The 22,406-nt window shown below is 66.5% G+C and carries 17 protein-coding genes; 5 read left to right on the forward strand and 12 right to left on the reverse strand.

Annotated elements, in window-relative coordinates:
* Positions 1-155 precede the first annotated feature (155 nt).
* The 4 genes from AC1RT8_RS24320 to AC1RT8_RS24335 are packed head-to-tail and all read left to right on the forward strand — an operon-like array spanning position 156 to position 4,299.
* Entirely contained in the window at positions 156-1,076 is a 921-nt protein-coding gene (locus AC1RT8_RS24320) for a dihydrodipicolinate synthase family protein (RefSeq protein ID WP_493079108.1), read from the forward strand.
* A gap of 2 nt (positions 1,077-1,078) precedes the next feature.
* Entirely contained in the window at positions 1,079-2,245 is a 1,167-nt protein-coding gene (locus AC1RT8_RS24325) for a mandelate racemase/muconate lactonizing enzyme family protein (protein WP_493079110.1), read from the forward strand.
* Between the two features lie 54 nt (positions 2,246-2,299).
* Positions 2,300-3,022 carry an IclR family transcriptional regulator gene (locus tag AC1RT8_RS24330; protein WP_372851073.1) on the forward strand — a complete coding sequence of 241 codons (723 nt, stop codon included), beginning with the start codon at positions 2,300-2,302 and terminating at the stop codon, positions 3,020-3,022.
* Positions 3,023-3,024: 2 nt separating this feature from the next.
* Entirely contained in the window at positions 3,025-4,299 is a 1,275-nt protein-coding gene (locus AC1RT8_RS24335) for an MFS transporter (RefSeq protein ID WP_493079112.1), read from the forward strand.
* Positions 4,300-4,305: 6 nt separating this feature from the next.
* On the opposite strand, the gene AC1RT8_RS24340 is transcribed toward AC1RT8_RS24335, so the two are convergent.
* The 3 genes from AC1RT8_RS24340 to AC1RT8_RS24350 all read right to left on the reverse strand — a co-directional run bounded on the left by AC1RT8_RS24340 (position 4,306) and on the right by AC1RT8_RS24350 (position 9,409).
* Positions 4,306-5,316 carry an alpha/beta hydrolase gene (locus AC1RT8_RS24340; RefSeq protein ID WP_493079114.1) on the reverse strand — a complete coding sequence of 337 codons (1,011 nt, stop codon included), beginning with the start codon at positions 5,314-5,316 and terminating at the stop codon, positions 4,306-4,308.
* A gap of 332 nt (positions 5,317-5,648) precedes the next feature.
* The gene (locus tag AC1RT8_RS24345; RefSeq protein ID WP_493079116.1) at positions 5,649-6,827 is read right to left on the reverse strand and encodes a family 16 glycosylhydrolase; all 1,179 of its coding nucleotides are present in this window, start codon (positions 6,825-6,827) and stop codon (positions 5,649-5,651) included.
* Between the two features lie 548 nt (positions 6,828-7,375).
* Entirely contained in the window at positions 7,376-9,409 is a 2,034-nt protein-coding gene (locus AC1RT8_RS24350; protein ID WP_493079117.1) for a phytase, read from the reverse strand.
* Between the two features lie 143 nt (positions 9,410-9,552).
* On the opposite strand from AC1RT8_RS24350, the gene AC1RT8_RS24355 reads away from it, so the two are divergent.
* Positions 9,553-10,338, forward strand: a complete 786-nt coding sequence (locus tag AC1RT8_RS24355; protein WP_493079118.1) for an inositol monophosphatase family protein — start codon at positions 9,553-9,555, stop codon at positions 10,336-10,338.
* A gap of 84 nt (positions 10,339-10,422) precedes the next feature.
* On the opposite strand, the gene AC1RT8_RS24360 is transcribed toward AC1RT8_RS24355, so the two are convergent.
* From AC1RT8_RS24360 to AC1RT8_RS24400, 9 genes are all read right to left on the reverse strand, one after another.
* Positions 10,423-11,553 (reverse strand): Gfo/Idh/MocA family protein, encoded by a 1,131-nt coding sequence (locus tag AC1RT8_RS24360; protein WP_493079119.1) that lies wholly within the window; start codon positions 11,551-11,553, stop codon positions 10,423-10,425.
* Positions 11,550-12,956 carry an alkaline phosphatase D family protein gene (locus tag AC1RT8_RS24365; RefSeq protein WP_493079120.1) on the reverse strand — a complete coding sequence of 469 codons (1,407 nt, stop codon included), beginning with the start codon at positions 12,954-12,956 and terminating at the stop codon, positions 11,550-11,552. Before AC1RT8_RS24365 ends, AC1RT8_RS24360 begins: the two co-directional genes overlap by 4 nt.
* A 7-nt stretch (positions 12,957-12,963) precedes the next feature.
* Positions 12,964-14,298, reverse strand: coding sequence for an MFS transporter (locus AC1RT8_RS24370; protein ID WP_493079122.1), 1,335 nt, complete (start codon positions 14,296-14,298; stop codon positions 12,964-12,966).
* 87 nt (positions 14,299-14,385) lie between these two features.
* Positions 14,386-15,882, reverse strand: a complete 1,497-nt coding sequence (locus AC1RT8_RS24375) for a CoA-acylating methylmalonate-semialdehyde dehydrogenase (protein WP_493079124.1) — start codon at positions 15,880-15,882, stop codon at positions 14,386-14,388.
* An 8-nt stretch (positions 15,883-15,890) separates the two neighbouring features.
* Positions 15,891-16,688: a 5-deoxy-glucuronate isomerase gene (gene iolB, locus AC1RT8_RS24380; RefSeq protein ID WP_493079126.1), complete on the reverse strand. Its 798-nt coding sequence runs from the start codon at positions 16,686-16,688 to the stop codon at positions 15,891-15,893.
* On the reverse strand, positions 16,688-17,581 hold the full coding sequence (gene iolE, locus AC1RT8_RS24385) for a myo-inosose-2 dehydratase (RefSeq protein ID WP_493079128.1): 894 nt from the start codon (positions 17,579-17,581) through the stop codon (positions 16,688-16,690). The genes iolB and iolE overlap by 1 nt, the downstream gene beginning before the upstream one ends.
* Positions 17,578-19,413, reverse strand: coding sequence for a 3D-(3,5/4)-trihydroxycyclohexane-1,2-dione acylhydrolase (decyclizing) (iolD, locus tag AC1RT8_RS24390; protein ID WP_493079129.1), 1,836 nt, complete (start codon positions 19,411-19,413; stop codon positions 17,578-17,580). Before iolD ends, iolE begins: the two co-directional genes overlap by 4 nt.
* Positions 19,413-21,356: a bifunctional 5-dehydro-2-deoxygluconokinase/5-dehydro-2-deoxyphosphogluconate aldolase gene (locus tag AC1RT8_RS24395; protein WP_493079131.1), complete on the reverse strand. Its 1,944-nt coding sequence runs from the start codon at positions 21,354-21,356 to the stop codon at positions 19,413-19,415. The genes iolD and AC1RT8_RS24395 overlap by 1 nt, the downstream gene beginning before the upstream one ends.
* A 107-nt stretch (positions 21,357-21,463) precedes the next feature.
* Positions 21,464-22,336 (reverse strand): MurR/RpiR family transcriptional regulator, encoded by an 873-nt coding sequence (locus AC1RT8_RS24400; RefSeq protein WP_493079133.1) that lies wholly within the window; start codon positions 22,334-22,336, stop codon positions 21,464-21,466.
* Positions 22,337-22,406: the final 70 nt, after the last annotated feature.

The following is a 22,406-nucleotide window of genomic DNA, read 5'->3' on the forward strand; positions in this document are numbered from 1 at the left end:
CCCTCAATACGTCTCTATTAAAGCAACAGATGATAGCGCGCAATACCCTCGATACCCTTCAACCCTTATGTGCGATTATCGCAACACTGCAATTGACAGAGCACCGCAATCGCGCAAAGATTACAAATATAGCAACACAATGCTGAGGAGTGGACGTGGCCGAGCTGAAGGGTGTGCTACCGATTCTGCCGACGATCTTCACCGCCAGCGGCGCGGTGGACGAGGCCGGTATGCGCCGCGTGCTCGACTATATCGTCGCGGCCGGCGCGCAGGGGGTGGTCTTCCCGGGCCTTGCCAGCGAATATGATACGCTCGCCGTCGACGAACGTCTGCACCTGACCGCGCGGATCGGCGAATGGCTCGACGGGCGCCTGCCGTTCGTGGTCGGCGCGAGCACGGGCGATACGAAGGAAGCCATCGCCTTTGCCGAGGCCGGGGCTCGGGCGGGCGCGGTGGCGGCGATGATCCTCACCCCGAAGACTTTCGCCGGCGATCTCGACGCCATGGCCGGATTCTTCCAGGCGGCGCACCAGGGCTCGGGCATCGCGATCATGCTGCAAAACGCGCCGCCGCCCATGGGCATCGGCCTGCCGCTCGATCAGGTCGCCGATCTGGCGCACCGCGTCGACGGCATCCGCTTCGTCAAGGAGGAGGCACCCCCTTCCGGCCAGCGCATCACGCGCCTCACCGAGCTTGCCGGCGACTCGCTCGATGCTGTGTTCGGCGGCGCGGGTGCGCGCCATGTGATCGATGAGCTGGCGCGCGGCGCGCGCGGGACCATGCCGGCCTGCGAGATCACCGAGCTCCATGTTCTGATGCTCGACGCCTTCGCCGCAGGCGAGCATGAGTCGGCGCGCGACCTGTTCGAGCGCACGCTGCCGCTGCTCAACATGCAGGCGATCTTCCGCTGGCGATTGACCAAGGCGGTGCTCCAGCGGCGCGGCCTCATCGACAGCACCTATGTCCGTGCGCCCGGCCCGGAACTCGACCGCCATGATCGCGCTGAGCTGGACGCCTTGCTGGCGCGGCTGGCAGACCTGCTCCCGTCCGAAGCCCCGCAGGGAGCCCTTGCCTGACCATGCGTATCGCCGCGATCGACACCTTCATCGTCACCGTCCCGCGCGACACGCCCTATCTAGGGCCGCTCGGGCCGGATGAGAGCGTCAATGCGCGCGGCTATATCGTGCGGCGGGGCAATGGCACGATCTACCCGACCGTCGACCGCTCGATCGTGGTGCGCGTCACGGCCGAAGACGGCAGCATCGGCTGGGGCGAGACCTACGGGATCTGCGCGCCGCGCGCGACCTGCGAGATCATCAACGACCTGCTCGTCCCCGTGCTGATCGGGCATGATGCCGGCGATATCGGCGCGACCTGGGATATGCTGTACGGCCTGATGCGCGTGCGCGGTTGCTGGGGCGGTTTCCATGTCGACGCCATCGCCGCGATCGACATCGCTTTATGGGACCTCAAGGGCAAGGGCGCGGGCGTTCCGGTCCGCGATCTGCTCGGCCCGCCGGCGCATGCAACGATCCCCAGCTATCTTTCCGGGCTCCCGGCCGCCACGCTCGAAGAGCGCGTCGCGCTTGCCTGCGACTGGCAGGTGCGCGGCATCGACGCGGTCAAGTTCGCCGCGGTGGTGAGCCATGAGGGGGTGGTCGAGGAAATGGCCGCGCTGCGCGCCGCGCTCGGCGACGATGCCGAGATCCTGGTCGATCTCCATTGGAAGTTCGACATGGCGGCGGCGCTGGCCCTGCTCGCGCGCTTGGCCCCCTTGCGCCCCCATTTCGCCGAGGCGCCGGTCAAGCCCGAAGACATGGCCGGTCTCGCCCGGCTGGCATCGGAGAGCCCGGTCCCCATCGCTGCCGGCGAGGAATGGTACACCGATTATGAGGCGGCGAACCGGCTCGCCGCCGGACCGCTGGCCTATATCCAGCCCGAAATGGGCCATACCGGCATCACCCAGTTCATGCGGATCGCGACGATCGCCGCCGGGCGCGGCGCAGCGGTCGCGCCACATGCGACGGTCGGCACGGGCATCTTCCTCGCCGCGAGCCTCAACGCGTCGGCAACGATCCCGCAGCTCTGGAAGCACGAATGGCAGCATTCGGTATTCGAGCGGAACCTGGTGCTGCTCGATACCGACATGGGCCATGGCGCGGCGGGCTATATACTCCCCACCGGACCTGGTCTGGGCGTCGAGCCCAGCGCCCGCTTCTGGCACCATGCCGAGCAGGTCGCATGAGCGCCGCCGCGCTTCGTTTGGCGGCAGCCGCGGCTTGGTGCATAGGATGCGACCGTGCGCCCTAAACTCAACGCCCAGCCCAATCAGAGCCTGATCGACGGCATCACCACGCTCCAGGCGCTCGCGACCTCGCCCGAGCCGGTCGGGTGCCGCGAGCTGGCGCGGCGGCTCAATGCCGATCCGACCAAGATCAACCGGCTGCTCAAGACATTGGCCTATCTCGGCATCGCCCGGCAGACCGCCAACCGCAAATATACCGCGGGCCCGGGGATGCACGTGCTCGCCGCGCAGAGCCTGTTCGCATCCGGCCTTATTCGCCGGGCGTTGCCGGTCCTCGAAGGGTTGCGCCGCTTCGGCCATACGGTCGCGCTGGGCGTGCTGTGGGGCGACAGCGTGAGTTATCTGTTCCACGCGCCGCCGGGCATCGAGGCGTCGCGCGGGCTCGGCCGCATCGGCCTGTTGCCGGCGACGACGAGCGGCATCGGCATCGTTCTGCTCTCCGAACTCGAGGACGATGAGGTGTGCGAACTCTACAAGGATCGCGAGATTCCGATGTTCCCCCAGGGCATCGACCAGCTCCTCGCCAAGCTCGCCGAGGTGCGGCGCCTCGGCTATGCCCGAGTCCATGTCGCCGACGAGCGCGACCATCATGTCGTCGCCGTCTCGACCGGCGATCCCGCGCATGCCGGCATCGCGCTCTCGGGCTGGATACCCGAATCGGGAACCGAACAGCTCGTCGCCGCCCTGCGTGAGGCCACCCCCGAGATTGGCGGCTGAAAGTGGCTGAACAGGCCGCGCAACCGGTTGGAGCGGCCGATGAGGTCGAGGCGCCCGGCACGGCACCGCACGGCGTGAGCCGGATGCGCTGGGCGATCCTCGCCCTGCTCTTCGCCTCGACCGTGCTCAACTATGTCGACCGGCAGACGCTCTCGATCCTCGCGCCGCTCGTGCAGCGCGATCTCCACATCTCCGATCTCGGCTATGCCCGGATCGTCCAGTTCTTCCTGATCGCCTATACGCTCGCCTATCTTGGCGCCGGCTGGGTGACCGACCGGCTCGGCACGCGGCTGTCGCTCGCCTTGTTCGTCGGCTGGTGGTCGCTGGCCAATATGGCGACCGGCCTGGTGCGGAGCGCCGCGGCCCTTGGCGGCGCGCGCGCGATGCTGGGGCTCGGCGAGGCCGGCAACTATACCGCCGGCCCCAAGGCGATCTCCGAACATTTCCCGCCGCACGAGCGCGGTTTCGCCTTCGGCGCCTATACGGCGGGCGCCATGGTCGGCGCGACGATCTCGCCGCCACTGATCGGCTGGCTGGCGCTGACCCATGGCTGGCGCACCGCCTTCGTCGCGACCGGTGCGCTCGGCTTCGTATGGCTGGCCGCGTGGCTCGCCATCTACCCGCGCGACCGGCAAGCCCGTATAACGGCGCGCGAGCCGACACCCTGGGGCGCCATCCTGCGCGAGCGGCCACTCTGGGGTTTCGCCCTGGCGCGGCTGATCGCCGACCCGGTCTGGTATTTCTACCTGTTCTGGTTCCCCAAATATCTCGCCGACGAACGCGGCATGGACCTGGCCGGAGTCGCCGCCACCGCCTGGATCGTCTATCTAGCCGCGGATTTCGGCAGCATCGGCGGCGGGCTCTTTTCCGGCTGGCTCATCCGCCGCGGCATGACGCCCGTCCGCAGCCGCATCACCGCGGTCGGGATCGCCGCGCTGCTGGCACCGCTGGGCATGCTGATCTCGACCTCGCCCGCCATTCCGCTGACGCTCGCCGTCGCCGCGCTGGTCGCGTTTGCGCACCTGATCTTCCAGATCAACCTGGGAACGCTGATCGTCGATCTCTATCCGACGCGTGTGGTGGCCACCGTGTTCGGCTTCGTCGCGGCGGGCAGCGGGCTGGGCGGCATCTTCTCGACCCAACTGGTTGGCCAATTGGTCCAGTCGGGAAATTATCCGCAGATATTTCTGCTGATGGGCTTGCTCCACCCGCTCGCGGCGCTCGTCGCCTGGGGCGCACTGCGCAGCCAGCCGCGCTCGCGGCTACGGCCCGCCTAGGCCGCGTCAGGCGAGACTGTTTCGCACCAGCCATTGCCGCGCGAGGGTCGGCCAATTCGACATCGGCCAGGCCGGATCACCGCGAAAACCCAGCCCATGCGCCCCTTCATCGAACAGGTGCATGTCGATGGCGCCGCCCGAGGCGCGCACCGCCGCGAACAACGCCAGCGAATGATCGACCGGCAGGACCCGGTCGTGCACCGCATGAACCAGAAAGATCGGCGGCGTGATGCCCGGCAGCGCGCCATCGAGCGACCATGCGGCGATGTCGCTCGTTGAAGGACTGGGTCCAAGCAGGGCCAGCCGCGTACCAGCATGGCCGGACGGGCCCATCGACACCACCGGATAGAGCAGGATTGCCCCGTCGGGTCGAGTCAGCAGGCGGTCCGCCTCGTCGATCGGCGCATAGGTACGGTCATAGACCTTGACGCACAGGCTTCCGGCAAGATGCCCCCCTGCCGAGCCGCCCATCACAAACACCCGCTTGGGATCGACGCGCCAGCGCCCCGCCCCGCCCGCGCGGATCAGCCGCATCGCGCGCTGCGCGTCCTGCAGCGCCACCGCCGGCCCGGCACCCCAGCGATCGCCGGGGAGCCGGTAGCGCAACACGAAGGCCGCAATGCCGAGCGAAGCGAACCAGCGCCCGCATTCATAACCTTCGCGGTCGATTCCCACGCGCGAATAACCGCCGCCGGGACAAATCAGCACCGCCGCGCCGCTTGGGTTGGCCGGCGCGAAATAGGCGATGGTCGGTCGCGTGACATGCACGCCGACGCGGTAGCGCAGGCCCGCGGTGTCCCATTGATCGTCAATCGTCTCGGTAATGGCCGGGACTGGCCCGCCCGGCATTTTCCCCTCGGGCCAGAGCGGCACGACCAAGTCCGGTTCGCGCGGATCGATCGAGAAGGCAGTGAAGGGCGAGACGGGCGGCGCCTCCTGTGCTTCCGCCCGGCCCGCGATCGCAACAAGCGGCAGCGCCCCCGCTCCCGTCAGGAAACGCCGCCTCGATCCGCTCATGTCGTTCGTCATTCCCTTGTTCGTCCTTTCGTTCAGATGGCCGGCAGCACGCCGAGATCGGCATAATTCGGCGCGTTTGCCTCTCGCGGAGCCGGCGGATCGACTCCCGAACTATAGCGGTTTCCGGCCTCTGCCGGCTCCAGAGGCGTCGGGGACGCCGCCGGAACCGGCGTGATAACCGCCGCGGGGTAGCGCGCAGGCGCCGCGACGACACGGATGGCATCCTGCTCCACGATCCTTTCGGAACGAGAGACTAGAAGGCTAACCGCCACCCCTAGAACAACCACCATGGTTCCCAGGGCAATCCCGCGCCGCATGGTCGTCGCCATGGCTTACACGCGGACGAACTTGACCGCCCCGGCGCGCTGACAGCCGGCATGGACGGTGTTGGTTACGCCGATCGCAGGGTTGGTCGTGCCCGCATTGAAGCTATGGATGCCCAGATCCACCCAACCCGAGGTGCCGGTCGCGAAGTTGATAGTCGTGGTGGTGTTTCCCGACGCCGCCTGGACGCGGACTTCGGCTTGTGTGTCGGCGTTCGCGTTGACCGTCTTCCAGATATAGACGTGATAGTCGCCCGACTGGTTGAACCCCGGCGCAAAGATCGCCTTGGCGCCGGCGGTGCACGAATAGCGCTGCGGCATCAGGCCGAAACCAGCCAGCGTGCTGTCAAGCCAGCCCGTGCCGCTCTCGCTATAGCCGTAGCGGCCGTTCATCACATATTGGTCGCGTTTGTAGAACCTGACCGTGTCGTAATATTGCGGCGTACCACCGACCGAGACCGGCGTGCGATAGGCAATGGCGGTCAGCCAGATGTTCACCGGATCCTGGCGATACTGAGTCGTCGAATAGGCCAGCGTGCAATATTTCGTACCGTCGAGATAGAAGTCGACCGCACCCTCGCGCCAATCGGCGCCATAGGTGTGATAGGCGGCCGTCAGGTTCACGCCGGGTGCGTAGGTCGCGCAGCGCGGGCCGCCGATATTGGCGCCCGACCCCGCCTGGCCGTTCCAGATCTGCAGCCCGCTCGGGACATGAGTCTGGTCCGCCGTTTCGATCTCCGCCTGGTCGATCTCGAGATAGCGGCCCGCGGCGAAGGTGTCGCTGCCGTCGCCCGCCATCATCCAGAAGCTGTTATGCCAGCCGGTGTTGGTGGTGTTCTTGGCGCGGACCTCGAAATAGCCATAGCCGAACAGTTGCTTGCTGATGACGCCGGCACCCGTATACGCTTTGCCGCTCACACTCTCCTGCTTCATCAACAGGCTGAGCTGGCCGTTGTCGATGACCGCATTGGCGGCAAGCTGCGCGCTCAACGCCTTCACATCGGTGCGGAAATTCCAGCGGCTGGTGTCGACCGACGTCCCGCTGAAGGTCTCCTCCCAGGCAAGCCCGTAGAGCGTCGAGGGCGGGTCGGCCAGGCTGGCGGTCGGCGCGATCGCCGCAGCGGCGGCTCCCAAAGCAAGCAATGACCGCCGGGCGCGGCGGGCACAGGACGCGAAGATGGTGTTCATGTCGCTTCTCCTCTCCTGCCGGCTTTTATCGTCGGTGCCGGCTTCCCGATCTCGTTGCGTGGAGATCGAACAGCTAGACGCGACCGGGCAGTCATGCCCTCCGCGCGATCGCCTCGCAAATGGAGGTGGAAATTCGTGCGCACCGGTTGCCGCCATGCGGGAGACATTGCCCACCACCCATGCCGGAACTGGAAGGAGCCATCAAAGGCCGGTCGCTGGCGCTGCCCCTCTCCTATGCCTATTCTACCATAGCCATAAATATAGCTAATTAAGCAACAGTGCAAGCGCAGTTTCTGACAATATGCCGACAAAACCGAGGGTGAAGTGACCATCTAAAGCAGTAATGTTGCTATACACGATACATTTCTATGGTGGCCTGCTTCCAACGCTGCGCCAAGCAGGAAAATGGGGACCGCCGATTCCCGCGCGCCGGTGCGCAGACGCATGCGGCCTAGCGAGCGCACAGCGACTGTGAGCAGCGAACTGACCGGTGAGATCACAACCTGTCGCCGACGCGGCAAAGGCTGGGCCTGACAGGCTCTGCCTGCCTAACGTTGCAGCTTCAACGCATCCGCCACTGCGGTCCATGGTACCAACTTGAAATTCTGATGCTCCGGCGGCGAGACGTTGCGCCCGTCCTGCGCGACCATCAGGCCGTGCGCGAACGCGTCGCCGGCCGACGCGCTGGTCACGTCCAGTCCGTCGGTCTCCGAGATGCCGTCGATGCCGAGCGCCGGGTTTGCACCGACCACGAACGATCCGACATAGGCATTATCGCCCTCGCGCCGGAACACGGCATAGCTGTCATTGCCCTGGCTCGACACGATCAGATAGCCGCGCGTTGCATCGAGCTTGTACAGGCCCATGCCCTCCATATCGTCCTTGAGCGCGGGATTGTCCTTCACCGCCGCGAGCATCGTCCGCGGCGCACCCCCGCTCGGCTCAGCCCCCTGGCGCCAGATGCCGAGATCCTCCTCGCCGATATAGAGCATGCCCGTCTCGTCATCCGCGACGCAGCCCTCCACCTGGGTGGCGAAGGGCAGGTCGCGGACCAGCCTGGTGCGGACCTTGCCGGCGGGCGTCGCGATCAATTCCCATTGCCGCATCGCGCCATCGCCCTGGTTGACGAAAACATAGGTCCTGGCCGTGCGGGCGCTGCGATACATGCACAGCCCATAGGGATCGTCGAAGCCGGTCGCCTGCACCCCGTCGGCGACGCTGGCGAGGCGGCGGCTGGCGGGATCGAGCGTGTAAATGGCGATGCTCTTGTGCGTGCGGTCGCTCGCGGTGACGAGCGTCACGGTCTTGCCGCCGAGCCTGAAGCCGCCGCGCAGATCGACATTGTTCATCCGCCCGTCGGGCAGGAACTGGAGCACCTGACCCGACAGGTCATAGACATAGAGGCCCGACTGTTTCTGCGTGCCGATGATCACGCTGCGCGAGGGATCGGCCGGATCAATCCAGATCGCGGGATCGTCCGCTGCATCGCCGCCAGTCTCGACCGGCCTGGTCTCGACCGTGGCCAACGCCAGCGCGATGGCAGCGGGCGGCGTCGGCGCCGCTTTGGCCGGCAGCTTCGCCGCGTCGAGCAGCGCCTGCCACCGCACCAGCTTGAAATTGGGCGTCTGGGGCGCATTGTCGTCATCGGCCAGGATCAGCATGCCGCCGGCCGCCGTCAGGCTACCCGCATCCTCGACCCCGTCGATGCCGCCCGCGACCGCCCCCACGGCAACCGAACCCAGATAAGCATAGTCCTTTTCGGGATCGTAGAAATTGAGGCGATTGGCCGACGCGTCGGAGACCACCAGCCGGCCGTCCGGCCCGATCGCCACGCCCTTGGCTTCCTCGGTCAGGTGACCGAGGCGAACGATATCGACGATCTCCGGCTTGATCTCCGCCTCGGGCTCGACCGAGAAGCGCCAGACGCCGACGATCTCCTGGGAGATATAGACGGTGCCGCGATCGTCCGCGGCGCAATGTCCGGTCTCCGATCCCAGCGCCATGCGGCGGGCGAGCCGGCCGTCGATGCCGCCGGCCGCATTGGGAGCGAGCGACCATTGCTCGATCGCACCTTCGTCGCCGAGCAGGAAGAGATAGGTCGTGCCGTCGCGGTGGCTGCGCGCGAAGCACAGGCCGGCGATCGTCATGTCCGTCTTCACGCCGTTCAGCGCGACCGGCGTGAGCGCCGCCCCGGCCGATACGCTGAACAGGGCAGGGCGATTGATGGCCCCGTCCAGCGCCACGAGCAGCGCACCGCCGCCCGGCGCCACGCCTGGCCGCAGGTCGAGCGCACGGATGTTGCCGACCTTGTGCGCGGCGACTCGTTTACCCTTGAGGTCGAACACCTCGATCCCGCCGGATTCCGCCCCGGCCAGGATCAGGCCGTTCGACGGGTTGGCCGCATCGGACAAGAGGACCGCGCCGTCCGCGCCGGAGCCAAGCGTCGGCTCGGTCTCGACGGTGGCAGTAACCGGGGCAGTGGCGGCAACGGGGGCAGTCGGCGTCGCAGTCTGCGCCAGAGCGCACGGCGCCGCGCCGGCCATCAATGCCGCGACCGACAGGCCGCGCAGATAGACCCTCATCTCGTTCTCTCCCGGAACATGATCATTCTTGTTGCGCTACGAATGTGACAAGCTTAGTGCGAATGCAAGCAATTTTCTATTCTCGTATATTTTGGAACATATGTTCCCTAAGAGTATGCGGGACCGGCCAAGAAGGAATCGCCATGTCCCCTCTCCTCTCCGCGATGATCGCGGCCGCCGTCAGCGCCGGCGAAGGGCTGATCGCCGATCAGGCGCAGATCGCCTCGCTCCATATTCAAAGCAAGCTGGGCGCCGCCGACATGTTCAGCGAGGCCGATCTGCGTGCCGAGGAGACGGTCCGCAACGCGCTGGCGGCGTACAACGCGGATTACGGGTTCCTGGGCGAAGAAGGCGGGCTGCGGGCCGGTTCGGATGCGGAGCATGTCTGGATCGTCGATCCGCTCGACGGCACGACCAACTTCCTCACCGGATCGCCGCTGTTCGCGGTCAATATCGCCCTGACGAGGAACGGCCAGGCGATCGCCGGCGTCACCCATGTCCCGGTGCTGCACGAGACCTTCTGGGCCGAGCAGGGCCAGGGCGCCTGGCTCGACGGCAAGCAGATCCGCGTCTCCCCGCGCGCGACCCTGGGCGAGGCGGTGCTAGGGGTGGGCATTCCCTTCGCGACCAAACCCAACCACGCGCAATTCCATGCGGAGATGGAGCGGCTGACCTCGCAGGTCACCGGCATCAGGCGGTTGGGCGCGGGGGCGATCGACATGGCCTGGGTCGCCTGCGGCCGGCACGACGCCTATTGGGAACAGAGCGTCAGCGCCTGGGACATGGCGGCGGGCGTGGTCATCGTGCAGGAAGCGGGCGGGCTTGTCACCGATACGCTGGGCGGGGAGCTGGACCTGATGGGTGGCAGCGTGCTCGCCTCGACCCCCGCGATCCAGGCAGACCTGCTCCGGGCCCTCGCCCGAATCTAGCGCGACATTCAACGACTTGATTCAACCTCTCCGCGGATGACGGCAATATGCGCCGCGCGCCCTGGCAGCCGTCCTGGCTGAACGTCATCCGCCCTGGACGGGAATTTCGACCCAGCGCCGCTCGCGGTGCGAGATGCGGATGCTCTCCGCCACCCGCTCGACCTGCAACGCGTCGCGGAAATCCTTCGCCGCTGACGGCCGGCCGAGCGCCGCATCGAGCGCCGCCTTCACCTCGATGGTCTTGAGGTCGTTATAACCGATCTGATGGCCCGACGCCGGACAGAACGCGCCGTAATCGCCATGGCCGGGCCCGGCCATGATCGTGGTGAAACCGTTCATCAGGCCATGATCCGCGCGGTAGAGCTGAAGCTCGTTGAAGCGCTCCTGCGTGAAGAACAAGGACCCCCTGGTGCCGCTGACCTCGAAGCCCAGGCCCATCTTGCGGCCGGTGGCGACCCAGCTTGCCGAGAGCGTGCCGGTCGCGCCGCCGGCGAAGCGGATCAGCGCGTCCATCTGGTCGTCCACCAGCACCGGGCATACGGCGCCGGCCGCATCCCGCCGGACCGGGTGGGCGGTATGCAGCCGGCCCGAGACCTCGGCGATCTCCCCGACCAGATGCCGCGCCATGGCGATGATGTGGCTGCCGATATCGGCGAGCGCCCCGCCCGCCTGCGCCGCCTCGCAACGCCAGTTGAACGGCGCGTCGGCGGAGGCCATGAAATCCTCGGCATGGATGCCGCGAAAGGCGGTGACCTCGCCGATCTCGCCCGAGGCGATCAGGTCGCGCGCGACCGCGATCATCGGATTGTAGAGATAGGTGAAGCCCACCGCCGTCGGCAGGCCTGAGGCCGTGGCGGCGTCGGCCATCGCCTCCGCCTCGGCCAGCGTGGCGGCCAGCGGTTTCTCGCAATAGACCGGCTTGCCCGCGGCGATGGCAGCAAGCGCGATCGGCGCGTGCAGGATGTTGGGCGTGGTGATCGCAACCATGTCGATCGACGGGTCGGTCACCGCCGCCCGCCAGTCGCCGGTGGAGCGGGGAAAGCCGAGCGCGGCCGCTGCACTGGCCGCGGTCTCGGCATCGCGGTCGGCAAGGATTTCGAGCACCGGCACGAGCGGCAGATCGAAGGTACGGCCCACCGCCGCGAAGGCCATCGCATGAGCGCGGCCCATGAAGCCGCTGCCGATCAGGGCGATACGAAACGGAGTCTTGTTCATTTACCGGCCTCGTAATAGCTGCCGCCCTGCTCGACGCTGGTGCGGCGTTTCATTTCCCTGGGGTCGATCGCGCCCTTCCAGCTCTGGCGCCCGTTCACCAGATCCGCGCCGCGAACCGTGATCGGGTCCCATACGGCATCGCCGATCACGTTGCGCACGCTCAGCTCGACCTTCGGCTCGGGATCGAAGCTGAAATCGAGAATGCCGAAATTGGCGCTGCCCACCCAGGGCGCGCGCAAGCGGACCTCGGGCGACTGATCGACGAATTTGGGGCTGAGCAACTGTGCCAGCCCCGAACTGACCAGATCGTAGAAATCATAACCGCCCTTGTCCGACCAGGGCACGCAATTGGCCTCGCCCATATGGACGTCGCCCGAGATGCCCAGGCAGCCGGTGATGCGGTTGTCGCGGATGAAATCGAGCAGCTCGTTGCGTTCGTCGAGATACATCGCCCAGCTGTCGCCGCCACGTTCCGAACTCGACCAACCGGTGCCAGAGGCGAGCAGCTTGAAGCTGGCCTTGCTCGCCTTCAGCTCGCGCTTGAGCCAGGCCTTTTGCGCGGCGCCCAGCATGGATTTTTGCGGGCCGTTCGGCATGGAAGGCGGGTCGCGATGATAGCGCCCATCCAGCATGAAGATATCCACGGGGCCGAAGCTGTGGCGAAAGAACACGCCCGGCGTATCGGGCAACCCGGCATCGGGGTTGGCCCACCAGCGCCTGAACAGCTTGAGCGTCATCGCCTTGGCGGGATTGCCGCCGTCGGAATCATTATAGCCGAAATCGTGATCGTCCCAGATCGCGAGTTGCGGCACCGACCGCAGCAGGTGCTGCAGGCTCGGCACGGCGCGTTGCCGGGCGTAATTGTCGGCATAGGCGACCTCGGCGACGCTGTCGGCGTAGATATTGTCGCCAAGCCACAGGAACAGGTCCGGCTCCATATCGGCGATGGCATCGAACACCGGTTGCTCGGGATAGAGCTGGACGCGCGCGCATGATCCGAAGGCGATACGGATCGGCCGCGCCCTGGCCGGCGCGGTACGGGTCTTGAACGGCAGCGGCTGGTGGCGATCGGCGATGCCGTCGGTCTTGATCCGGTAATAATAGGTCGTGTCGGGCTGAAGGCCGGTGACCTGGACCCGCGTCACCATATCATCCTCCGGCCTGGCCGGCACGGCGGCGGTTGTCCGGGCGTCGCTGAAGCTCCGGTCGCTCGCGACCTCCACCGCCACGTCGAACGCGCCGCTGGCCCTGCTCCATACCGTGAAGCCATCGGTGGTCGAGGCACCGATCATCGGCCCTTCGAGCAGGCGGGCATAGCCCGGCAACGCGGCGATCAGCCGGCGCGGCAGGCCAGCGATCAGGGTGAGCGCACTTGCGCTCCACAGGAAATTGCGGCGGTTCATGATATCCTCAGTCGCGCAGGCGGGTTCGCCACAGGGTGGATGCGAGCAATGTCGCGAGCACCGACGACCCGATCCAGAACCAGATCGCCGGGCCGAAATCATAGAGGCGGTGGCCATCGACGATCTTCATGCCGCCGTCGATCAGCGCGCCCGACACCTGTTCCTGGATCGCCGCGCCGACATAACTGAACACCCCGACCAGCCCGAGCGCCGCGCCCGCGACGCGTTTCGGGCAGATGTCGATCGCGAACAGCCCGCCGAGCGAGGTGACCAGCCCCGTCATGCCCAGCCCGAACAGGACGATGCCGAGCAAGGTGCTCGCCGTGTCGCCGGGGCCAAAGAAGAACAGCATCAGCCCGATCAGCTCGACCAGGCCGAACAGCAGGTTCACCGGCGGCCGACGCGCGCCGAAGAACTTGTCCGAAATGAAACCAAAGGCCAACGCCCCCGCGACGCCTGCGAGGGTGCTTGCCGTCAACATGCTCCCCGCCGCCGGCAGCGAATAGCCCCGCGCCTCCTGCAGATAGAGGATGCCCCAGCTGTTGATGGCGTAGCGCGTGACATAGGTGGCGGCGCTGGAGAGCGCGAGGATCCAGATCGCCGGGATCTTGAGGATCGACAGCTGGGTGGCGAACACGCCGCGTTCCGCGGGAGCGGCCGCGTCGGGCACATAGCGGTCGTTCTTCCAGTCGGCTACGGTCGGCAGGCCCATCGTCCGGGGCCGATCGGCCATGGCGAAATAGCAACCGATGCCAGCCAGGATTGTGGCGATCCCCGGCCCCCAATAACCGAAGCGCCAGCCGCCCAGTGCAACCAGCGCCGTGACGAAGGAAAAGGTCAGCCCCTCCCCCAGCGAATGCGCGGTCGACCAGATGCCGTAATAGCGCCCGCGCTCCTTGTTCGAGAACCAGCTCGCCAGCGCAACCACACAGGACGGCGCGCCATAGCTCTGGAACCAGCCATTCGCGCCCCACAGCAGCACGGTCGCCCAGAACAGGGTCGAGAAGCCCATCGCGATATTGCACAGCGCGGAGAGGATCAGGCCGAACGCGAAGAAGCGCTTCACATTGCTGTGATCGGCAACGAAGCCGTTGACCAGCTTGCCGGCCGCATAGGTGTAGAACAACGCCGACCCGATCATGCCGAGCTCGAGCGGGGTGAAGATGCCGCCGTCGATCAGCGGTTTCTTGACCACGCTGATCGCCAGCCGGCACATGTACGAGATGGCATAGCCCAGCGTGATCGCGACGATGATCCGCATGCGATAGCGCCGGAAGACGCTGTCGACATCGGCATCATGGCGTTCGGGCAGGTCCGGGCCGGTGGCCAGTGCGCGAAACATGTGCCTCTCCCCCGGGGCTCGATCAGTCGCCGGCCCCTTTCGATCGTCATATTCCAAATTTCATACGTGTGAAAGAAATGTTTCGCGTTACCCCATGGTGGGGATGACGAAGGCATTCCCCTCGTCGGGCGACCCATCGGGCCAGCGCTGGGTGACGGTCTTGACCCTGGTCCAGAACTTCACGCCCTCGGTGCCATACTGGTTGGTGTCGCCGAAACCCGAGCGCTTCCAGCCGCCGAAGCTGTGATAGGCGACCGGCACGGGGATCGGCACGTTGATGCCGACCATACCGACATTGACGCGGGCGGCGAACTCCCGCGCGGCATGGCCGTTGCGGGTGAAAATCGCGACGCCATTGCCGTACTGATGATCGCTCGGCAGCCGCAGCGCATGCTCGAAATCGTCGGCGCGGACGATCTGCAGCACGGGGCCGAAAATCTCTTCCTTGTAGGACTGCATATCGGTGGTGACATGATCGAACAGCGACGGGCCGATGAAAAAGCCCTGCTCATGGCCCTGCAGCGCGAAGCCGCGCCCATCGACGACCAGGTCGGCGCCCTCATCGACACCGGTCTGGATCCACGCCTCGACCCGCGCCTTGTGCGCGGCGTTCACGACCGGGCCGTAATGCGCGTCACTATCGGTCGAGACGCCGACACGCAGCGCCGCGATCGCCGGAATCATCCGCTCGCGAAGGGCGATCGCCGTCTTCTCGCCGACCGGCACGACCACGGGCAGCGCCATGCAGCGTTCGCCGGCGCTGCCATAGGCCGCGCCCATCAGTTCGTCCACGACCTGGTCGAGATCGGCATCGGGCATGACGATGCCGTGGTTCTTGGCCCCGCCCATCGCCTGGACCCGCTTTCCGGCATCGACACCGCGCCGATAGACATAATGGGCGATGTCGGACGATCCGACGAAGCTGATCGCCGGGATCGCCGGATGATCGAGGATCGCGTCGACCATCTCCTTGTCGCCGTGCACGACCTGAAGGATGCCCTCGGGGGCACCTGCCTCCAGGAACAGTTCGGCGAGCCGCACCGGCACCGAGGGATCGCGCTCGCTGGGCTTGAGGATGAAGGCATTGCCCACCGCGATGGCCACGCCGAACATCCACATCGGGATCATCGCGGGGAAGTTGAACGGCGTGATGCCGGCGACCACGCCGAGCGGCTGGCGCAACGAATAGACGTCGATGCCCGGCCCTGCCCCCTGGCTATACTCACCCTTGAGCAGATGCGGCACGCCGCAGGCGAACTCGATCACGTCGAGCCCGCGCTGGATGTCGCCCCGCGCATCGGCGACGACCTTGCCATGTTCGGACGACAGCAGATGCGCCAGCTCGTCCATGTTCCGTTCGATCAGCGCCTTGAAGGTGAACATCACCCGCGCGCGGCGCTGCGGGTTGGTCGTCGCCCAGCCCGGCTGCGCCCTTTGCGCCGCCGCGACCGCCGCATCGAGCAGCGCCTTGTCGCCCAGCGTCACCCTCGCCTGCACCTGACCCGTGTTCGGGTCGAACACCGCGCCCGAGCGCGTGGAAGACCCGGCGCCGTCGCCGGCGATGAAATGATCGATCTGTCGCATCTATCTTCCTACTTGCGGACGATCCAGGCATGCGCCGGGTCGTTCGCAAACACCCAGTCGCGCCGCGGCCCCGCCATGACGTTGAGATAATAAAGGTCGTAGCCATGCGGCGCGCCGACCGGATGATAGCCGCGTGGCACCATCACCACGTCGCCATCCTCGACCGCCATGGTCTCGTCGATCGAGCGGTCGTCGGTATAGACGCGCTGGAAGGCGAAGCCCTGCGACGGCGAGAGCCGGTGATAATAGGTTTCCTCGAGGAAGGTCTCCTCGGGAAAGGCGTCGCGGTCATGCTTGTGCGGCGGATAGCTCGACCAATGGCCGCCCGGGGTGATCACCTCCACCACCAACAGGCTTTCCGCATCGGCCTTGTCGTCCAGGATGTTGCGGACATAGCGGGTGTTGGTGCCGGTGCCGCGCGTCTCCTGGCCGACATCGCCCTGAGCGATCACCCGGACCTTGCCGGCCCCCGAGCCGGGCGCGGTGCACACTGCGATCTCCGCCGCGCCGATCGCCGCGATCGTGTAATCGGTGTCGGCCGGCAGATAGACCGAGGTCGCCGGACCTTCGAACACGTTGCGCCGGCCGCCGAGCCCGGTGAAACGATCGCCGCCCGCGGTCACGGTCACGGTGCCGGACAGGATGACGAGGCAGGCCTCGCGCCCCGGTTCCACGCCCTGATGCGCCTGCCCCGCGGCAAGCTTTACCACGCGAAAGCCGACATAGCGCCAGCCGGCGCTTTCCGGGGTGATGTCGAGCGCGACGCCGCTCGCATCGGGCTCATGCGGATGGACCAGCAGCGACATCACACCAGCTCGCTCTGCCGCGCCAGCCGCTTCAGCGTGTCGAGCCCAAGCTGGCTATACTCGCGCGGATTTGCGACGGCCGGATCCTGCTCCGCCTCGATCACGATCCAACCGGAATAGTCCATGTCGGCCAGCGCCTGCATGAAAGGAGCATAATCATAGTCGCCGTCGCCGGGAGTGGTGAACATGCCGCCGACCACGCCGTTGAGGAAACTCGTGCCGTTAGCGAAGAAGTCGCGATGCTTCGCCGTGCGCACGTCCTTGCAATGGACATGAGTCACGCGCTCGGGCCGCGCCTTGATCACGTCGATCGGCTCGATCCCGCCATAGACTGCATGGCCGGTATCAAGCACCAGCCCGACATGATCGCCGGTAGCATCGAAGAAGCGCTCGAGCTCATCCTTCGTCTCGACCACAGTGCCGAGATGATGGTGATAGGCGAAGCGCAGCCCGCGATCGTTGATGAAGCGCGCCACGGTGCTCAGCCGCTCGCCGAATTGCTTCCAATCGCCGGGCGCCAGCACCGGATGCGTATCGAGCCGGCTGCCCCACCGATCGCAATGCACCGCGTTAGAGGTCTCGGCGAGGATGAACACGCTCGACTCCATATAGTCGAGCAGCGCGAGATGATGGCTCAGCGCCGCGATCTCGGCATCCGCATCGTGCCGGAGCAGGTTGGACGAATACCAGCCGCCGACCACATCCAGCCCGTAGCGCGCCATGATCGGTGCAAGCGTCTCGGGATCGCGCGGGAACTTGTTGCCAAGCTCGACCCCGTCGAAGCCGATCTCCTTCACATCGGTCAGCAGCATGTCGAGCGTGGTGTCGGCGCCCAGCTCCTTCATGTCGTCGTTGCACCATGCGATCGGGCTCACGCCCCAGCGGATCGTCATTCCTTCTCTCCAGCAATCTTGGCTTCATAGGCACGGCGGGCCGCGATCACTTCGGGCCGCGTCGATATTTCGGGCACGGCCACGTCCCACCAATGGCCGCCGGCTTCGGTCACCGTCACCGGATCGGTTTCGATGACGATCACATAGCTTTTGTCGGACTCCACCGCGCGCGCCAGCGCCGCCTCCAGCTCGGCAATGCCGGTCACTTTCTCGGCTGTCGCGCCCAGGCTGCGCGCATGACCGGCAAAGTCGATATCGGGCATCGTATCGTGCTGCGCATCCGCCAGCAGATTGTTGAACGGCCGTCCGCCGGTCGCCTGCTGAAGCCGATTGATGCAACCATAACCGCGATTGTCGAGCAGCACGACGGTGATCTTGAGCCCGAGCATCACCGAGGTCGCGAGTTCCGAATTGAGCATCAGATAGCTGCCGTCGCCGACCATCACGAACACGTCGCGTGCCGGATCGGCCATCTTCACGCCGAGGCCGCCCGCGACCTCATAGCCCATGCAGGAAAAGCCGTATTCGACATGATAGCCGCCCGGCTTGCTTGTCCGCCAAAGCTTGTGCAGCTCGCCAGGCAGGCCGCCGGCGGCACAGACCACCACCGCATCCTCGCGCGCCTGGCGCCACACCGTGCCGATCACCTGCGCATCCGACGGAAGGGCATTGCCGGGCGCCGTCGCGGCGTTCCAGGCCCTGTTCCAATCGGCGATCGCGGCGGTATTGGCACGGCGCCATGCGCGCGGAACCTGCCAGGCGCCCAATGCCTTGCGCACGTCCTCCAGTGTCGCACGGGCATCGCCGAGCACGGGCTCGGCCCGATGCTTTGCTGCATCATGCTGCGCAACATTGACCTGGAAGAGCTGCTTGCCGGCAAACAGCGTGCGCGAGCCGGTGGTGAAATCCTGCAGGCGCGTGCCGACGCCGATCACCAGATCGGCCGCCTCCGCCGCGCGGTTCGCCGCGCTGGTGCCGGTTACGCCGATGCTGCCGAGCGCCTGGGGGTGATCCCAGCGCAGCGCGCCCTTGCCCGCCTGGGTCTCGGCAATCGGGATGCCCGTGCGCGTCGCGAGATCGGCCAGCGCCTCGGTCGCGCCCGAATAGAGCACGCCGCCGCCCGCGACGATCAACGGCGCCTTGGCCGCACGGATCGCCTCGACCAGGCCGGCCAGCTCATTCGTGTCGGGCCGCACCCGGCGCTGCCGCCAGATGCGGGGCGCAAAGAAGCTCTCGGGATAGTCGAACGCCTCGGCCTGCACGTCCTGGCACAGGCACAGGGTCACCGGCCCGCACAAAGCCGAATCGGTCAGCACCGCCATCGCGCGCGGCAGGGCATCGATGATCTGTTCGGGCCGCGTGATCCGGTCGAACAGCCGCGACACCGGCCGGAAACAATCGTTCGCGCTGACGGTCGCGTCGGCGAAATCCTCGATCTGCTGCAGCACTGGATCGGGCCGGCGGCTGGCATAGACGTCGCCGGGCAGCAACAGCACCGGCAGCCGGTTGACATGCGCCAGCGCCGCTGCCGTTACCATGTTGGTCGCGCCCGGGCCGATCGAGGTGGTACAGGCCATTGCCCGTTGCCGCCGCGATGCCTTGGCGAAGGCGATCGCGGCATGGGCCATGCCCTGCTCGTTATGAGCGCGGAAGGTCGGCAGCGCGTCGCCCATCCCGGCCAGCGCCTCGCCCATGCCGGCAACGTTACCGTGCCCGAAGATCGCCCACACACCCGCGAAATAGGGCACATGCTCCCCATCGATCTCCACCGACTGCGCCGCCAGATATCGGGTCAGGGCTTGGGCCATGGTCAAGCGGATCGTCTCACCCATTATGCGGCCTCGCGTGCATTGCGCGCGCTGCGCCAGCCATCGGCCAGCACGCGCAGATTCTCGCCCAGCTCGTCCACCGCGCCGTCGTCGTCGATCTCGCCGGCCAGCCAGCGCGTCGCCGTGTCGTGGAAGATGGTCCGCCCGACCGCAAAGCCTTTCACCAGATGGAACGGTGCCGCGGCGACGATCCCCGCCAGCAACTCGTCACGCGGCGCCGAGAGGCCGAGCAGCACGATGCCCCGGCACAGCGGATCATGCCGCAGGATCGCCGCCTCGATCGCCGCCCAGGTCGCCGCATCGGCAGAGGGTTCGAGTTTCCACCAATCCGGATAGACGCCGAGCGAATAGACGTGATCGATCACGCGCGCGCTGGTGTCGCTATCCACCGGCCCGTGCTTCGACGCGATGATCTCCAGCAGGAATTCGTGCCGGGTCGCGCGGCAGGCCTCGAACAGGCGCAGGATCTGCCGGTCCTGGCGCGCGCGCATCTCGGCATCGTCGTCGGGATGATAGAAGACCAAGCATTTGACGACCTGATTGACCGGCCAGTCGCGCAAGGTCACCGCGACGTCGTGCGATCCCTCGAACTCGATCGGGCGCGATCCGGGCAGTTCGATCGGCCGTCCGATCCAGTATGGCAAGTCGGCCGCGGCCTCGAGCGCACGCGCGCCGAAGCGCCCGTCGAGCAGCATGCCGAAGCGCGAATCGCCACCGGCCAGTCGGTGCACCGCCTTCAGCGCGAGATTCTTGAAATGCATGACCTGCTCAGCATTACCGGTGCCGAGAGCGGCGATCATGTCGTCGAACTGACTGCGATGGTCGATCGCGAGCACGGTCATGTCGCCATGCTCGCCGTGCCGGTTGGTCGACCAGTGAAGCTGTTCCAGCTCGGCGCTCTCGCGCAGGCGGAACGGCCAGGTCGCGCCGGCGAGGAAGACCTGCAACTCGTCCCAGGACGGCATCGCCGGCGCGCAGCCATGGCGCGACACGACGATCGCCCCGCAGGCATTGGCGATCTCGCAACAGCGCTCGATCGGCATGCCGCGCAGCCAGCCGCGCAGGAACCCCGCCATGAAGGCATCGCCCGCGCCGAGCACGTTGAACACCTCGATCAGGAAGCCGCGGCCCACCACGCCCACGGCAAGGTCGTCCGGCACGGCATCCGGGAACGCCACGCAGCCGGCGGCGCCGCGCTTGCACACCAGCAGCGCATCGGTCCGCGCGCGGATCACGCGCAGTGCCGCCACCGTATCGGTGGTGCCGCCCAGGATATGCACTTCCTCCTCGGTGCCGACGATCAGGTCGCACAAGGGCAGCACGCGCTGCAGCTCGCGGGTGACGGCCTCGCTCTCGACGAACCGGTCCTCGCCGTTCGCCTTGCCGGCCAGGCCCCACAGCACGGGGCGGTAATCGATGTCGAAGATCACACGGCCGCCCTGAGCCTTCATCAGTTCGGCCGCCTTCATGCTCGCCGCGAACACCCCCGGCTGCGACAGATGCGTGCCATTGACCAGCAGCGCGCCGGACGAAGCGATGAAGGCCGGATCGACGTCCGCCACATCGATCGCCATGTCGGCGCAATTCTCGCGGTAGAAGATCAGCGGAAAGGTGTCGGGATCGCGGATACCGAGGATCGCGAGCGCGGTCAGCCGGTCGGGATCGGTCCGCACGCCGTCGGTCGCGACGCCCTCGCGCACCAGTTCCTCGCGGATGAATCGCCCGAAATGATCGTCGCCGACCCGAGTCAGCAACCCCGCGCGCAGGCCCAGCCGCGAGGCGCCGATCGCCGTGTTGGTCGGGCTGCCGCCAATATATTTGGCGAAGCTGGCCATATCCTCGAGCCGCCCGCCGATCTGCTCGCCATACAGGTCGATACCGGCGCGGCCGACCGTGATGAGATCAAGCCGGCGTTCCCCGCCCGATTCCCGATTACCTTGCGCCATGTGCTTTTCAGACCGCCTCTCCGTGGTCTGAAACGCCTATTCTATCGGCGTTCCATTTGCAACATCTGTTTCATACGAAAGCGGTCCGGAATGTCTGTTTCGTTCAGCTACTTCGTTTTGGAACGCTTTTTCGGCCCGGCCTGACGGGTCGCCTCGAACGCGAAATTGATGACGAGCGCCTGGGCAAGGCACATCGACGCCGACAGGGAGCGGAACTTGCGCACCTCCGATTCGCGTACCTGCAGCACGTTCTGCGCCGGTTTCGCGACCGGACTGACCAGGCTGTCGCTGATCGCGAGCACCCGCCCGCCCCGCGCCACCACCGCGTTGACGATCGCGACGGTCTCGTCGGAATAGGGCTGGAAGCTGACCGCGATCAGCAGATCGTCCTCGGCCATGGTCTGCGCCTGGTGCAGCGCTAGGCCGGCGACCCCGTCGATAAAAATGGTGCGCTTGCCCGCCTGCAGCAGCGAATAAGCGAGATAGGACGCGACCGGGAAGGACCGGCGGAAGCCGACGACATACACGGTGGAGGCACCCGCGATCGCATCGACCGCTGCCTTCATGTCCGCCGCGCCGACGGTCTGCAGCAGATTCTGCAGCGCCAGCGTATTGCCCTCGACGAATTCCGCCAGCAGGTTGGCCGGCTCGGCGCCCGAGGCGCTGGTCGCCTCATCGAGCTGGCGCACACGCTCCGAATAGCCCAGCGCGGCATTGTTGCTGAGCAGCCCGTCGCGGAACAGCCGCTGCATCTGGCTTGCGCCCTCGAAGCCGAAGCTCTTGGCGAAGCGCACGATCGCCGAGGGCTGCACGCCGCACCGCGCGGCGATCACCGCGAGTGTCTCGAGCGCGATATCGTTGGGCTCATCGAGAATATAGCGCGCGATCTGTTTCAACCGCTTGCTCAGCGTCTCGTAGCGCCGCACGATCTCGGCCCGCAATTGCTCGGCGGTGGCTGGGGCGATCGATCCATCGGACATTGCGGCTTATCTCTCTATTGCTGGAGTCGGAATATCTGTTCGATTTTTGGAACGCAACTATCGCACAGGC

It is taken from the genome of Sphingomonas sp. GW821-FHT10F11 (assembly GCF_058809095.1).